The sequence below is a fragment of the Chitinophaga fulva genome (assembly GCF_012927205.1).
Classification (GTDB): domain Bacteria; phylum Bacteroidota; class Bacteroidia; order Chitinophagales; family Chitinophagaceae; genus Chitinophaga; species Chitinophaga fulva.
In genome coordinates this window covers 176,522-191,827 of sequence record NZ_JABBGC010000003.1, presented here as the reverse complement: position 1 = coordinate 191,827, position 15,306 = coordinate 176,522, and the positions used below count along the sequence as shown (strand labels likewise).

Below are 15,306 nucleotides of genomic sequence, written 5' to 3'. Positions count from 1 at the left end.
TCATGAAAATAAGACTGATGCTGTTGTTGCTTGCATTGGTAGCCTGCAGCTGTAGCAAAAAAGTACAGATAAATATCCCGGACGAGGGTAATAAACCGGTCATGAATGTGCTGATGACCAATGATAGCCTGATCGCTGTACAAATATTGATGTCGAAATATATTGATGCAAAACCGGGGAATGTTTCATCGGGTGGCTGGCAGACATTGGACAACGCAAAGGTGATGTTGTATGAAAATGATGTATATATGGGAAATATGGTCGTGCTTAAACGAGGTGATTTTGCTTACTATCTACTTTCTGTCAAGGCGACGTCCGGTTCAAGATACCGGGTTACGGCTGAAATTCCCGGTTTCCCAATGATAGAAGGTGAGGATTTTATACCCCGGACGGCCAGCCTGGGAGAAATGAGCGTGAAAAAAATATCCGGTAATCAAAGAGAGAGTAAAGCCAATGTGAGCTTTGAACTACATGACAAAGGAGGTGAAAGGAATTATTACCGTATCAGAATATACGAGCATCTTAACTGGAATGATGGTGGTTCAGATAAAGCGCTGCTTCAGTTGCCCATCCAGTCATCAGATCCGTCCGATGTAATATTTGGAAAAAAAGAACGCCAGGAAATATTTATAGATGACCAGCTTTTCGATGGTCGCAGCCCCCGCTTTAGTTTTATCGCCACCAGCTGGCAGGGATTTAAGAAGCCCGTAGAGATAGAAGTGACTACTTTAACCTACAACAGTTACAACTACCTGTACAGCTCCATGATGGCAGAAGAAAAAAATGATAATATACTATCAGAGAAAGTAATTGTATTCAACAATATCCTTCACGGGCTTGGTATCGTTGGAGGTATGTCGATAGATCGCCATACTGTTGAATATTAAAGACGCTCTACAGTCTTTCGTTCAGAATTTTTTTGAACGCCTGAGACGCGTTTTTATTGGAAACCCGCCCGGATTCTCCCGGGCGGGCTTTTTATTATAGAGTTGCAGACTATACTGCGTCTATCTTGCTTAACTTCAGTCATACCTTATTTTTTTCCGTGTAGATTTGTTAATACAATTGAAATTGGAATCTATTAACAAATTTTTACAAAACAGGTGCTATTTTCCTCAAATTCCATCGGGAAACCTTTGAGTTAACCATAAACCTCGGATATGCACCAAACAATTTTACCCTCTATTATTAACCTTGGCACAGCAAGACTCACCGCAGAACACCAATGCCGGATAATCGTAGTAAATACCTTAAGTCTAATGACAGCCTTAATGGCATCAACAATGGGGACATTTATTTTCGTATTTACCGGAGACGTTGGTGTGCTTGTCGCGGCTTGGCTTGAAGCTATATTGTTTTCCGTTTTTATTTTATTAAATTATTTACACTGGGATGGCGTGGCCAGAGTCAGCTTTATGGTCATTCACAATATAGCAATACTCTATTTTGGAGTATGTAGAGGTTTGATCGTCGAAGAGGAATTATTGACCGTTTTTCTGGTTTTAGTATCCTTGTTGATTTTTGCACATCTCTGGCAAAGTTTGGCCTGGAGCCTGTTTTCAATTATTCTTTTGTTTTTAGGAAAAGCTAATCAGCGATTTGGGTTTTACCCAACAGAGCCATTAAAGGGCACTCTTTTTCATGATCTTGGAACAGTCGCAATATTGATGATGATTTTCTGTGTGATCTATTTCTATAAAAAGTATTGGACACTACTTAACAGGCAACTCGATGAGACAAATAAAGGGTTGGAGGAAGAAGTCCTCAGACAAACAGCACAACTAAGGAAAGTGAATGAGGATTTGGAAACAGCTAATGAGAATATCAGACGATTTACTCAAATGTTCTGTCATGATGTTCGGGATGAGCTTTTCCGGCATCAGGGGCTAAGTTCCGCTGTTATAAATAAGATACGAGGGCACTCAGACTCCTTTGAAACAATTGTACAGTCAACGGATTTGGAAAAATTGCTAAGTCCTTCTATAGATCTTGATAATTTGGTGGCAACAATAGAGACTTTACATGATATTGGTAATAATGTGTATGGGATGATTCGCAATGCACTTGACTTGAGGAGGATTGATGCAGGTACGTTTGGAGAAACAGAGCTGGAAAATATCTATTTGATTGAGTGGTGTCATGAACTACTTAGAACGCCAAGATACACGGCAGGGAAAAGAGGGGTGGCAATCGATTTACTTACTAAGCCTGGTTTGCCAACGTGTTTGAAGTCAAGTCGCATACTTTTGGAACGAGCTGTTAAGAACCTATTGTCAAATGCAGTTAAATTTAGCCCAGAGAATGGAAGAGTAACATTACGTTTGCAAACGGATGGAGCCAATCTTTTAATTGATGTAATTGATCAAGGGCCTGGTATTAAAGACGAAGATATTGATCGTATTTTTCAATTATATGTCACCGATGGGGAGGGTGTCGGTTTGGGCTTATATATTGCACTTAATGCAGTAACACATCTGAATGGGGAGATTTTGGTAAATCCTGGTGGGAACAAGACAGGGAGCATCTTTAGAATATCACTTCCAATGACTTCGTGTGAGGAATATAAGCCTTCCATGAAAATAGACATGGGGGCCTCTCAGCTGCTTCAAGGTGCTAAAATATTGGTAGTTGATGATAATCACCTGAATAGAATGCTTCTTTCGTTGGCCGTAAAGAAATTGGGCTGCGTTTCCTTCGTTGCTAAATCAGGTGGTGAATGTCTTGATCTGGTTTCTGAAATACAACCGCACCTTATATTATTAGATGCAAAGATGCCAGGGATGTCAGGGCTTGATACTTTAAAGATTCTTCGGATGAACAAGAATGCCAATGTAGCAGGAGTTCCCGTACTGATTGTAACGGCAGACGAATTTGTGGAATCTGAAAATGAGTATCGCAGGCTAGCAAGTGATTTTTTGTACAAACCTTATACGGCTAACGCAATGGAAGCTGCACTATTGGCTGCTTTAATGATGAAAGATATTCCCTCATCATCTTCCTGAATGAGAGTGGTCAAGGTTCTTAAAATCGTCGATAGGATGACCTCCTGGCAGGTATCGCTTGGTGTCGGCTGTATACCAACGTGCATGACCAGCTATCATATAGTTGTTGTATATAAGAAATTTCTGTACAGTACTATTGTAACTGCCAAAATTTGGTAAATGTTCGCAAAGCTCTAAATACTCTCTGACGTCTTGATTGTGAATCTGTATAGCTTCCTGTGTTGCGTCTTCAATGCTAAGGGACTCAGCATGCCGCAACACAAGAATCAAATTCATAACATCAAGCCCCTCTTCTTTGTCAACAGAAAAGTAATCATTGGTCCATGCTATTATTCTACAGGTAAGCTGTACGATTTGTTCCATATACGGGTGGTGTCTGATTATGTCAGGTAGTGGCTCTCCTGTGGCAACTTCCAGACCATCCACCATTTGAAGGACATCTACGGATTTCCAACGAATATTTACATATTCATCAAGTGATGGGAAAATTAACTCCCGTTTGAAAATTGACTCTTCTGCCATTCCATGTATATATTGACGCATGCTGTTGGCAAAACGTTGCATCCAGTAGTCAGGCATAAATTGTCTGAACTCATTTGCTATAACAAACATTTGATGGAAAAATTCATTCTCATTGCTATTAGGAGTATCTTCACCGCAAATCAGCATGCTAAGACGTTTACTTAACGATTGATATTCTTTCGGTCTGGAATGCTCATAATAGTCGTCAAATGCCAGTCCCCAAAGACTGCTTCTGCCTAGTGGAATAAGGCGTTCCTGTGATACAAAGGGGAAAAATCTGGCAGTGATATAGCCAGTGGCAGTGTGGTAGTATTTTTCTTTGATGTCATCCGGTAGTGATGGATAATTCCCACTCAACCAGCGGCGGGTTTCACCCTCTAGCCATGCTGCATAGGGATTGATTGCGTCCGCAAATGGATAACTTATTGAAGGCTTGTTTATCTCCATTGAACATTCATTGGCAAGTTGAGGAATGTAGGGGTAATGATACTAGGACTTTGTGGAGGAGTTTTTTGGTCAATAAGTGTTACGTTTACTGAGCGGCTTAGTAATTGTGTAGTTAAAATTTGGGTTTCTGCTTGAGCTAAAATAGCCCCGATGCAATGATGAATACCATAACCAAAGCTTAAGGCCTGATTGCTATTGTGCCGGGATAGGTCCAGATAATCGGGATTAACAAAAACTGATTCATCGCGATTAGCGATACTTATCCAACCATTTACAATATCTCCAGTAGGTATTAATACTCCCGATATTGTGGTTTCCTTTTCCACTCTTCTATACATGCTGGTAAGGCTGGGTCGTAAACGCAATACTTCAAGAATTGCCTGACCTGTCTTTTCGGGATTTCCTCTTATGATAGTTTGTAGGATATTATCTTTTGCCAGTTCATAGATTGTATTGTTTAAAAGACTGGCGGTTGTTTCATAACCGGCGAGTAAAATTGTCATTGCATTGCCAAGTTTACTCTCAGATGTAAGAGCGGGTAAATTTGATTGGTCACCAGATAACGCTGAGAGAAGGGTTGTAGACTTATTCTGCTCAGCCATAAGATCAACAAACAGTGCTGCCATCTCTTTTTGGGCCTGAGCAGCCATAGATACCCCGTTCTCGACATAGCCTGCTGTTACAATGACTTTAGCCCATTCATCAATCTTTGAATGAAATTGCTCCGGAATGCCAAGAATATGACCAATAACTGAAGCACTTAACGGAAATGTGACGTCGCGGACGAAATTAATATCATTTTGTGGCAGTAAGTCTAACAACCGATTGCATTGGGCGATAATAAATGGTTCAATTGATTTGATCGCCTGTCTGCTGAAATATGGACTTACAATCGCTCTAAGAGTTGTGTGCAGCGGAGGGTCTGTTTGATTCATATTCGCCCCTAACATTCCATTTTCGGGCATGTAAATATTACTATAAGTTTTATAGTCATATAGCATGGTTTTGACATCAGCATATCGATAGAACTGCCAAGCTCCAACTTTACCATCCATTAGAGGAAAGTCAGCATCAAAATGTATGTTATTGGGATGAGTTGGCATGACAGTAAAAATGAATATCAATTTACTTATTGATACTGCATACAGTTGGCAGTAGAATGAATTAAAAAGGCCCGCTTTACGCGGGCCTTAAAAAACCTTCCCTCAATACCCCGGGAACTGCACCAGCTTCTTATTCCTGTCTATCTCACTCTGCGGTACGGGATAGAAATAAAACTTATTCTGCCACGCTGCCCTTGTAAACGAAGTCACTCTTTTATGAAACTCCGGGTCGGACAGCGAACTGCCTTTTTCGATGTTCATGCCATGGAAGGCGCCGCCCTGATGTTGATCGGGACTGTCGGCTACTTTCCAGCGACGGACATCCCAGTAACGATGCCCTTCAAACATCAGTTCAATGCGGCGTTCAAGGCGTATCTGTGCCCGCATTTCGTCCTGTGATAGCCCGGGCAACAGATCGGGGAGGCCGCCTCTGTTGCGGATTTTGTTGAGGTATTTGAGAATGTCTGCGTGACCGGGCGTGTATTCATTCAGCGCTTCTGCGTAGTTAAGATAAATTTCAGCGAGGCGTATCATCATTGCCGGACGGGTGAAATTCCGGCCTGTTCTGAAATCGTTGTTGGGGTGGATGTTCTTACGGGCGGTGTAACCGGTGGATGGCCAGTCGCGGGGAGCGCCGTTTTTACCGGAGTTGCCGGTGAAGAAAAACTCTACCCTTGTCTGACCCGCTTCGGGAACAACGGGGATAGTGGAACCATTGAAGGTCACATTTACATAAAACCGTGCTTCGCGGTTGGTGTACATATTGTAGGTGCCGTTGACATAATAAGGCGTGGCGGTAGCAGTAAAGCCACTTTCGGAATAACCACTGCCGGCATCGTTGATCGTTTTGCCGCTGGCCATTCTGAAGATGTCCACCTGTTCCTGGGTGACGGCGATGCCATTCCAGCCCTGGCCATTGGCACAGCGGGGAGAACAGTGGCGCTCCCAGTTGCTGACATGGGCGGAAGAGGTGCGTATCCAGATGGCTTCTTTCTGCCAGCCATCAAAGAACAGGTTGCGGCAGGAGAGGAAGGCGGCCCGGAATGGATCAGGATCGGAGACGGTAAATAAATCCCAGCGGTTGAGGTCTATCACCGCTTTGGCTGCATCGGCGGCACGTTTCCATTTCTCTTTATCATAAGCCTGGTTAAACAGTACGGTACCATCCTGGTTGGTAAAAGAGGCAAAATCCTTGTTGCCGTTGAACAACGGGCTGGCGTGATACAACAGTACCTGCGATTTAACGGCCAGCACGATAGGCTGTGTGATGCGCCCTGTCTGCGTTACGTCGGGCTGTGTGGGATCTACCGGGTTCACATGTTGTACCGGCAGATCGGAGAAGGACTTGTCTATTTCGGAAAGCACAAAGGACACGCATTCATCCCACGGGCTACGGGGTATCTGGAAATTATCTTCCGGGAGACTGGCAGTTTCACCCATCAGCACCACTGGGCCATATTGCCGCATCAGCAGCCAGTAGTAGTAGGCCCGTAGAAAACGCGCTTCTGCCTTGTATTGTTTCAGTAGCTTGTCACCACCGGGCAGTGCTTTGATCTCCTGGTTCTGGTCAGCATTCTGAAGGAAGATGGCTGCCTGCCGGATGGTTTGGTAGTAGCCGTTCCAATTTGAGGGACTGGCATTGTCGGGGGTAATGGCGCCGGAGTTGATGCCAGGCTGCACCCAGGCATAGTCGGCTTCATCGGACTGCCCCGTCCACGGAACGCCGTAAGGCTGGTTCCACATATCGGGCATGGGATTATACAGCCGCGCAAGCCATTGCTCTGTCATGGTGCGGTTGGTGAACACGTCCTTCAGCGTGGTGATATTGTCCGGCACCGTATCGAGGTAACCTTTTTTACAGCCCGCTGCACACAGTATCAGCAGGAACAACAGCAGTATGTTTTTATATGAATAGGTCATGATATTAGGTTTTATTTGAAGCTGGCGCGGATGCCGAAGTTGTACGAGGTGGTGTTGGGATAGGCGGTGCCTCTGCCATCGCCCAGTTCCGGGTCCCAGATTTTCCACGGTGAAATGGTGAAGAGATTGGTGCCATTTACATAAGCGCGCAGATTTTTTAAACCGTATTTCTGCAACCGGTTCATGCTGAAGGTATATCCCAGCTCGGCGCTCTTCAGGCGGATGTAGTCCGCTCTTTTGAGCCACCAGGTGCTCGCGTAATAGTTGGTGGTGATATCCTGACGGGTTGACATACGTGGATAGAAAGGCTTGCTGTTGGAGTTGTCCGGTGTCCAGCGGTCGGTGGCTATAGTGTATAGGTTACCGATAGTGGGGCCTTCATAAAACGGATTGGTGCCATGACCACCGCTATACATGAAGTCCACCATGGCTACGCCCTGGAAGAACAGGCTGAGGTCAAAGCCTTTGGCGCCAACGCTGAAGTTAAGCCCGTATACAATGCGGGGCACAGGGCCATAACCGATGGCCTGCTGATCGAAGCTGTTGATGATACCATCGCCGTTGAGGTCAGCGTATTTGATATCGCCGGGGCGTACATCACCAGACTGTTTAGGGGATTTGGCGATATCTGCGGAATCAGAGAAAAGCCCCAGTGCTACATAACCGAAGCGTTGGTCGATGGTTTGACCGGTGCGGTTGAGCCATGGGTACTGCCACGGTGGAAGGCCGTCATACACGTTTTTGTTGATGTTGAAGTTGAAATTACCCCGGAAGGCTACCCAGTAATTTTTAGAGAACGACTTGTTATAATCTATGGTCACATCAATGCCTTTGTTTTCGGTGATACCGATATTACGATAGGGAATGTTGTCTGACGTATAGCCGGAAGCGTAAGGGATATCATATTGCCGCAGCAGGATGCCGGTCCTCCTTTCCTGGAATAATTCCACGATTAAGGACAGCTCATCTTTAAAAGCTTTTATCTCGATACCCAGGTTTTGTCGTTTGCCGGTCTCCCAGCTTACCTCGGAACCGATCTGGTCTTCCTGCAAGCCACTGAAAGCGGTGGTATTGCCGGGAACACCAAACGTATAACCGAGATCATTGCTGCTCTTTATCCGAGTAAGGAAGAGGAAACGGGAGCCGGTGTTGCTGTTGCCGGACAGGCCATAGGTGTACCGCAGTTTGAGGTAGGAAATAACATTACTGATCGGTTCGAAGAAATGTTCGTTAGACACTACCCAGCCGGCGCCGAACGAAGGGAAAAGACCATAACGTTTTTTGGGGGTGAAGTTCTCAGAACCATTGTACCCGAAATTGGCTTCTGCAAAATAACGGCTCTTGTAGCCATAGGTGGCCCTGCCGCTTAGCCCCCTGATACGGAAAGGAATGGAACTGATGAGATCACCGGCATCTGCATTGATATAATCAGATTGATTATAGAGTAATAATGCGGACACGTCATGGTCCCCGAATTTACGGGCGTAGTTCAGTGCTGATTCGGTATAGAAACGGCGATCACCGCCCCTGGAAACTTCAAAGCCCAGCACGTTGGAACCCGGATCAACAATGCGGGTCAACAGGTTACCGGCGGAATCGCGTCCGGTAGCATAGTAGGTTTGTACTTCTCTTTTTCTGTTAAGATTATTCCAGCTGTAGGAGTCAAATGCAAACATGCTGGTGAAGGACAAGCCTTTCAGAACGAAATCGAGTTGCTGCCGTAACCTGATGTTGGAGCGGACGGTATTGCGGTATTCGGTCGCGTAGCCGGACTGTGTCAGGTTGCGGTACGGGCTGGGGTAGCTGCCACCGGGTATTTTAGGCCATTGGCCGTTGGAATACTGCGGCGGGATCAGGTGTGGCGGTACCTGCGTGGCGAGGTTAAACAAAGCGCCGGTGCCAATACCGGGATAGTTACTGTTGATGATAAAGCCGTTAACGCCCAGCTCCAGTTTGGTCGTCTTGGTGATATTGGCGTCAACGTTAGTCGTGAAATTATAGCGATCTAATTTAATAGAGGAGTTATATGATTGCAGGTTGTCCCGTTTTAACATGCCCACTTCAGAGTAATATCCTGCGGAGATATAGTAGGTCGCGAATTCAGAACCGCCACGCACATTAAGATTGGCTCTTCTGTTTTGGCCGAACTGGTTGAACAGTGTTTTAAACCAGTCTACGTTGGGGTACAGGTCAGGGTCTTCGCCGGTGATGTGTTTCTGTATCCGCTCTTCTGTGTAGAGGGGTGTCCTGCCACGCATTTCCAGTCCTTCGTTGTAAAGGCGCATGAACGTGGGCGCATCTACGAATTTGGGCAGCTGTGTAAATTTCGTGATCGCCTGGTTGAGTTCTATGTTGATCTGTGGTTTGCCGGGGCGTCCGGTTTTAGTGTTGACGAGGATAACGCCATTGGCGCCGCGGGTACCATATACGGCGGTGGCGGAGGCGTCTTTTAATACGGTAAAGCTCTCTACGTCTTCCGGGTCCAGGTCATTGATGCTGCGGTCAGGTACGCCGTCCACGATGATGAGTGGTCCGCGCGGACTGGAACCGAAAGTGGAGATGCCACGTATCCAGATGTCTGAGCCGTCGTAGCCCGGTTCACCGCTGCGTTGTACGGCCACGATGCCTGCGAGGCGGCCGCCGAGGGCGTTAGTAAGGCTTCTCACCGGCAGCTTCAGCTCCTCCGGTTTAATGGTGGATTGTGCACCAACGAGGCTGATCTTTTTCTGTGCGCCGAAGCCTACCACCACCACTTCATTCAAGCCTCCTTCTTTGGCCAGCATTTCAATATTAATGTCTAACCTGTTGCGGACGCTGATCTGTTGGGTCTGATAGCCGATGTAGGAAAATTCAAGCGTGTCGGTCGGCTCTGCGTCCAGCTCGTAAAAACCTCTGTCATTGGTCGTGGTACCGACGGGCGTTTTGATGATTTTAACGGTAACGCCCACCAGTGGGGCACCGAGTTTGTCTTTCACGGTGCCGGATACACGAACTTTAGCAGGTGGTTTGGGTGCGGGAGCCGGACGAGGCTCGGCCGGCGCGATGATGTATTGTGAGGGACCGGTCATGTTAAGCATAAGGCCGTATGACTGCAATATTTTCTGTAACGAAGCGATGGCAGCGGAAGCGCCGCTGTTGAGCAGTTTGTCGGGCACAAAAATATTCCTGGCATATTTTTCATTCATGGCTATGCGCAGCTGATATTTTGTGTACACTTTTTCCAGGGCATTGCTGAGGGAGAGTACCTGGTTGGCAGGACTGGTGTCTGTGTTGCCGGGTTTGCGGTATTGGTGTTGTGGTAACGGTGGCGTCTGTACGCCGGCCACTGCGTCCTGTGCCTGTGTGGAGGATGCTGAAATACCCAGCAGCAGACATAGGCCGGCCATTCCCTTCAGGCAAAGCCGTAGAGATCCAAATTTCATAACGGATAAAATTTTGGTTAAAGACTACATAAAGCGATATGTGAATGACAAGGAGTTACCTGCCGCAGGATCGTGCGGCCTGCAGAGAAATTCCTTCCATTTAAAAAAAACAAAGTCACTGTTCCCGCAGGGGTTACCTGCGGCGATCGGGATTTCCGGATAGTTTTTTCTGGTTAAAAAATGATGTTGCTAAATCTGATTGTTGTTTAAAGCGTGATGACTCATTTTGGTTGAATAATAATCCGGTTACCATCTTTTCTGACATCGGCTTCCAGCATGCCTGAGAGAGAGTTGCACAGGCTCTGTGCATCTGTTATCAGCATACGGCCGCTGATGCGGGTGTTCCGGAATTTGTGCGGTTGTAGTACGTTGACTTCATACCCATAGTTAAGCTGTAATAATTCCCTGAGCTCTTCTACCGTGGTGTTTTCAAATTTGTAATCTCCATCCTTCCAGGCGGCGAATAGCTGCGCGTTGACACTGTCCATCCGGAGGGTATTGTTGACTACCGTTGCTCTCTGCCCCGGCCGGACCAGCGTCTCCTGCTCATGCGCGCTGGCTTTTACCAAACCGGTATTTACTATTACGTTGGTGTTGTGTTGATCATTGTTCACTGTAAATGAGGTGCCTAATACTATAATGTCGATACCAGGTGTATGTATTTTGAAAGGCGTTGCCGTGTTTTTTACTACTTCGAAATAACCGCTGCCGTCCAGCCACAGTTCCCGCATTCCGTCTTTTACATTACGGTAGCGGAGAAGGCTGCCGGGTTTTATCCAGATGCGCGTGCTGTCGGGCAACAGGATATGCTGTACCCTTGATTGCTGCGATACGAGGGTGAGGAACGGTTCCTGTTTAGGGGACCGCGTCAATACATAGGCCGCTATGCCACCCGCTACTACCAGTGCCAATATGGCTGCAGCATATCTCAGCCGGTGGAGGCGCCGTACCGGCACATCGGGTTGTAGCTGATCAGCTATCCGCTCCCAGCGCTGGTCGGTTTCTTCCCGGGTAACGGCCGATACCCGCTGCTGGTCTAATATGTCCTTGACCTGGAAATACAACTCACGGTTGCCGGGAGCTGCGTCCAGCCAGGCGGCCACTTCAGCGGTTTCGGCAGGGCTGGCCTGACCATCGATAAACTTTATTAATATCGTATAATCCAACCTGTTAGTATTATTAGGTGCCATTTCATATTATTTAGACGAGAAAGGGATGGGAACTACGTACTGATTTTGGAATTTTTTTTCTGACCGCCGAATATTCATGAAATGCACGCATTTCATGAATCCATGAAACCCAGGGCTTCAGCCCTGGGAACCTGGGAATCGGGATGGGAAATATAATATATATCCGTTTTAAAAAAGAGCAATCGCAGAGAGGAAGACGTTGGTTTTGCGTATGAGGCCACGCAGTTGTTTAATGGCTTTGTATAGTTGTGTTTCCACAGTACGGATGGAAATGCCCATCGTTGCTGATATTTCACCGGTTTTAAGGCCTTGCTCGTAGCGCAGTTTTACTACCTCCCTGCATTTGGGTGGCAGTGCTTCTATGGCCTGCCATACGCTGGCTGCCAGGTTATCTTGTTGGAGCAGGCTTTGCCGCGGACCGTCCGGATTAAAATAGTCCAGCTCTGCTTCACTCAGTCCCGGGACCGTGGCGTTGATATAACGCTGATGGATGGCCTCCCGCCGGATATGATCGAGACAGCCATTGTGCACGCTACGGAAAAGATATCCTTTGATGCTGGAATTAATGTTGAGGGAGGGACCTTTTTTGTACAGTTGAATAAATACATCCTGTATGATGTCTTCTGCTGTTTCGCGGGTCACATACTTACAGGCATATGAGAGCAATAGGGCATAACACGCTTTAAAAAGAGGTTCAAGCGCTGCTGCATCCTGCGGTACCGAAGTACCGGTTTGACGTATCTCATCTACAGGATCACCCATAGCTCATTAAAGGTATTTTGAACGATTATCCACGATCAAGATAATGACAATAATAATAAAATACAAACGTGTTGTGTGGGTGTTATTCAACGTTCGCAAAGCAGTTGTTTGTCCCATAACTGCAGTACCATGGGAACAGCCATATCAGCGGGAACGAGCTGCTTCCACCTGAGTATCAGTTGTCCGAACGTTTCGCTTTCCTGCGCTATCTGTATTAAGGGGAGAATGTCGTGGTTGCCCAGGAAAGCCACTTCCTGTTCGAGGTTGGGATGATGTATGGCGGTTCTCTGTTCCACACAATCGTTGATCACGCAGAGGGTTTGCTGGTAGGAGATAGCGGGGGAGAGAAGTAGTTTTTTATGCCATAATTGTTGCAGGGTGTCAGGTATGTTAATTTTTTTTGAGGGAGATGATACCGGTGGATGATAAGCCGCGAGTGAGTGCTCCACCTTCGCGGTAAAGGGAGATACGGACCGACCTGTTACGGGAAGTACAGCCCTTTTTTTCCAGAAGGGATGAGCGTCTGCAGGCCACGCTTCTGCATAATACCGGCTGGTCCACTGCATGTGGTTTACAACGGAGCCGGCTAAACGGCTTTCGAAAAATTCCTGTGCGATGGCCGGCGTATTTTTCCGGAAGATGGTATGGATGGCAATGACTGCCTGTAAAGACATGCGCATCGCCTTTTCCACGCCGGTAGAGGATAGCGGGTCGATGGCGAAGGCGGCCTCTCCCAGTTGGATACGGTTGTTATGCCACGGCTCCCGGTGAACGTAACTGAATACATTACAGCTTTGCGGGGACGATAATAACCCTGTTTTCAGTACATGCCGGAAGAGCTGCGTGGTGTGAAGTAAATGATGATAATGCTGAAGAATTGATTGTTGTCTGACAAATTGGAGGTCTGTGAAAGCGAGTATTCTGTATCGACCGTCATATAAAGGGGAGCCCCACAGCCAACCATCGGGAACGGCTTCCACGCAGGTAGCCTTTGGCATGTTATCAGCGTTGGTATATCCCCAGATGCCTACCATCGGCGGAGCGGTCTGCCATCGTTGTTGTTGTTGGATACCTTTCCTGCCGCGGGCGTCCAGCAGAAACACACAGGAGAGCGTTTGTACTCCTTCCGGACCACGGACCGTAACCTGCCAGGTATCGCCATGCCGGATACTGTGCTCATATTTCGCGGGTTGATACAATATCAGTCCTCTGGCTACGGCGAGGTCCAGCAGACCTTTGTCCAGCCGGCTGCGGTCTGTCATAACACTGTGGCCCCGGGGCTGCACATCGGCATGTTGCGTTTGCCAGATCACCTGCGCGGGAAGCTGATGCAGGCAATAGTCCTCCTGCAACAGTGGTGCAGCGCCAATGTAGTCAAATATATTCCGGGTGCCGGGCGACAGGGATTCGCCTATCTGTGGCCGCGGGAACTGTTCACGTTCTACCATGGCTACACGATAGCCCAGCGAGAGCAGGCGCAGTGCGGCGCAGGTCCCGGCAGGGCCTGCGCCAACAATAAGGATATCGTAAGTGTCCATGCAGATAGAAAATAAACAGTTACTGGTACCATTGCGGCGCCATCCGGTTGATTCTTTCGTGTGCCTGTATGGTGTAATGCAACCATCCGCGGATATAGTCGCAGGCATGCCGTCCTTTTTCCAGTACTTCGTGATGACAGCCGCCGCCGCAGAGGTATTGCGCCCAGCAACTGCTGCAGGGTGATTGCTGGTGTACATGCCGGGAGGCTAACCAGTTGTTCTGCAGATCGGCATTTACGCCATCGTAAATATTGCCCATGCTTCCGGCTTCTTCGTTCACAAAACGATGACAGGCATACAGGCCGCCGTCGGCTGATACGCCCATATATCCGGCGCCGGCGCCACAGGGATAGGGACGGTGGGTGCCTTTGGCAATTTCTTTGAGTGCGTTCACCATGTTAAGGAACGGAAAGCGTTTGCCCTGGATGATATGTTGTTCAAACAACAACCCGCAGGCAATCATCTCTTCCAGCATTTTTTCAAGGTCTTGCCGGGTCATTTCATCTCTGCCGTTGGAAGAGCGCAATAACGGTGAGAATCCCACGCTGTGAAAGCCCATGTTGATGAATGTTTGTAACATGTCTGTCAGCTGTTGTTGTGCCGGCGTGACAGTTACCCTGGCAGATACCTGCATCTTTTGTTGCCGGTTGAGCAACGGCTGTATTTTTTCTATAATACGCCCGTAAGACCCGGTGCCGTTTTTCATGGGGCGTTGTTTGTCATGCTGCTCTCCGATACCATCTAAACTAACGGTAACGGCAAAGCCATGTTCTTCAAAAAAATCAGCGTCGTCTGGTTTGAGCAGGGTGCCGTTGGTGGTCAGCGAAAAGTTGACCTGCACGGCTTTTTCCGCTGCGGCTGCAAGCGCATAGAGTGTGGTTTCCCGCAGGGACTTCCGGTTGATCAGCGGTTCTCCGCCCAGGAAGGTTACCTGTACCTTGTCGCCGGGCACACAGCCTTTCAGCAACATATCGATCGATTGCCGGGCAGTGGCCATGTCCATGTTTTTCGCCGGCCCGCCGAAGTCACCCTGATCGGCGTAACAATAGGTACAGCCCATGTTGCATTTCTGGGCGATGGCCAGCGAGAGTGCATATACGCCCGGACTTTGCAGCGGGGTATCATCTATGAACGGGGTGGTGTCTATGCCCATAGACACCAGTTCCTGTTGAATAGCGGCTTCGTTCCGTTGGGTGATCAGGTGCCTGAAGCGTTGCTCGGCTTCGGGCCCTATCTTATGTAACCTGCTGCCATTGGTCACTAGCAGCTGGGTCCTGCCACCACCGGATACCAGGTGTATTTGAGAAGAGCCAGGCATGGACTGCCTGGCTACCTGTGACGCTAATTGTGTGGCGATTGTATGTAGGGAAGAATGATCTAACATGAAATAGTCCTATGAG

Annotated in this window: 10 protein-coding genes; 2 read left to right on the top strand and 8 right to left on the bottom strand. The window is 47.7% G+C overall.

Annotation, left to right across the window (positions count from 1 at the left end; genetic code table 11):
• Positions 1 to 2: 2 nt before the first annotated feature.
• Together HHL17_RS23975 and HHL17_RS23970 are read left to right on the top strand one after the other, a co-directional pair.
• On the top strand, positions 3 to 887 hold the full coding sequence (locus HHL17_RS23975) for a DUF4249 domain-containing protein (protein ID WP_169227386.1): 885 nt from the start codon (positions 3 to 5) through the stop codon (positions 885 to 887).
• Between the two features lie 273 nt (positions 888 to 1,160).
• Positions 1,161 to 3,002 carry a hybrid sensor histidine kinase/response regulator gene (locus tag HHL17_RS23970; protein WP_169227385.1) on the top strand — a complete coding sequence of 614 codons (1,842 nt, stop codon included), beginning with the start codon at positions 1,161 to 1,163 and terminating at the stop codon, positions 3,000 to 3,002.
• Here the strand turns inward: HHL17_RS23970 and HHL17_RS23965 are convergent.
• The 8 genes from HHL17_RS23965 to HHL17_RS23930 all read right to left on the bottom strand — a co-directional run bounded on the left by HHL17_RS23965 (position 2,991) and on the right by HHL17_RS23930 (position 15,290).
• Positions 2,991 to 3,971 carry a terpene synthase family protein gene (locus HHL17_RS23965; RefSeq protein WP_169227384.1) on the bottom strand — a complete coding sequence of 327 codons (981 nt, stop codon included), beginning with the start codon at positions 3,969 to 3,971 and terminating at the stop codon, positions 2,991 to 2,993. The two genes, HHL17_RS23970 and HHL17_RS23965, sit on opposite strands and share 12 nt — an antisense overlap.
• Positions 3,962 to 5,074 carry a cytochrome P450 gene (locus tag HHL17_RS23960; protein WP_169227383.1) on the bottom strand — a complete coding sequence of 371 codons (1,113 nt, stop codon included), beginning with the start codon at positions 5,072 to 5,074 and terminating at the stop codon, positions 3,962 to 3,964. Before HHL17_RS23960 ends, HHL17_RS23965 begins: the two co-directional genes overlap by 10 nt.
• Positions 5,075 to 5,176: 102 nt before the next feature.
• Positions 5,177 to 6,994, bottom strand: a complete 1,818-nt coding sequence (locus HHL17_RS23955) for a RagB/SusD family nutrient uptake outer membrane protein (protein ID WP_169227382.1) — start codon at positions 6,992 to 6,994, stop codon at positions 5,177 to 5,179.
• 11 nt (positions 6,995 to 7,005) lie between these two features.
• A complete protein-coding gene (locus HHL17_RS23950; RefSeq protein WP_169227381.1) occupies positions 7,006 to 10,416 on the bottom strand; it encodes a SusC/RagA family TonB-linked outer membrane protein in 3,411 nt (1,136 codons plus the stop codon).
• A gap of 221 nt (positions 10,417 to 10,637) precedes the next feature.
• Positions 10,638 to 11,606, bottom strand: coding sequence for a FecR family protein (locus tag HHL17_RS23945; protein ID WP_169227380.1), 969 nt, complete (start codon positions 11,604 to 11,606; stop codon positions 10,638 to 10,640).
• A 168-nt stretch (positions 11,607 to 11,774) separates the two neighbouring features.
• Complete coding sequence (locus HHL17_RS23940; RefSeq protein ID WP_169227379.1) at positions 11,775 to 12,368, bottom strand: RNA polymerase sigma-70 factor; 594 nt, start codon at positions 12,366 to 12,368, stop codon at positions 11,775 to 11,777.
• Positions 12,369 to 12,454: 86 nt separating this feature from the next.
• A complete protein-coding gene (gene qhpG, locus HHL17_RS23935) occupies positions 12,455 to 14,014 on the bottom strand; it encodes a flavin-dependent monooxygenase QhpG (RefSeq protein WP_169227378.1) in 1,560 nt (519 codons plus the stop codon).
• Positions 13,926 to 15,290, bottom strand: coding sequence for a radical SAM/SPASM domain-containing protein (locus tag HHL17_RS23930; RefSeq protein ID WP_169227377.1), 1,365 nt, complete (start codon positions 15,288 to 15,290; stop codon positions 13,926 to 13,928). Before HHL17_RS23930 ends, qhpG begins: the two co-directional genes overlap by 89 nt.
• Positions 15,291 to 15,306 lie beyond the last annotated feature (16 nt).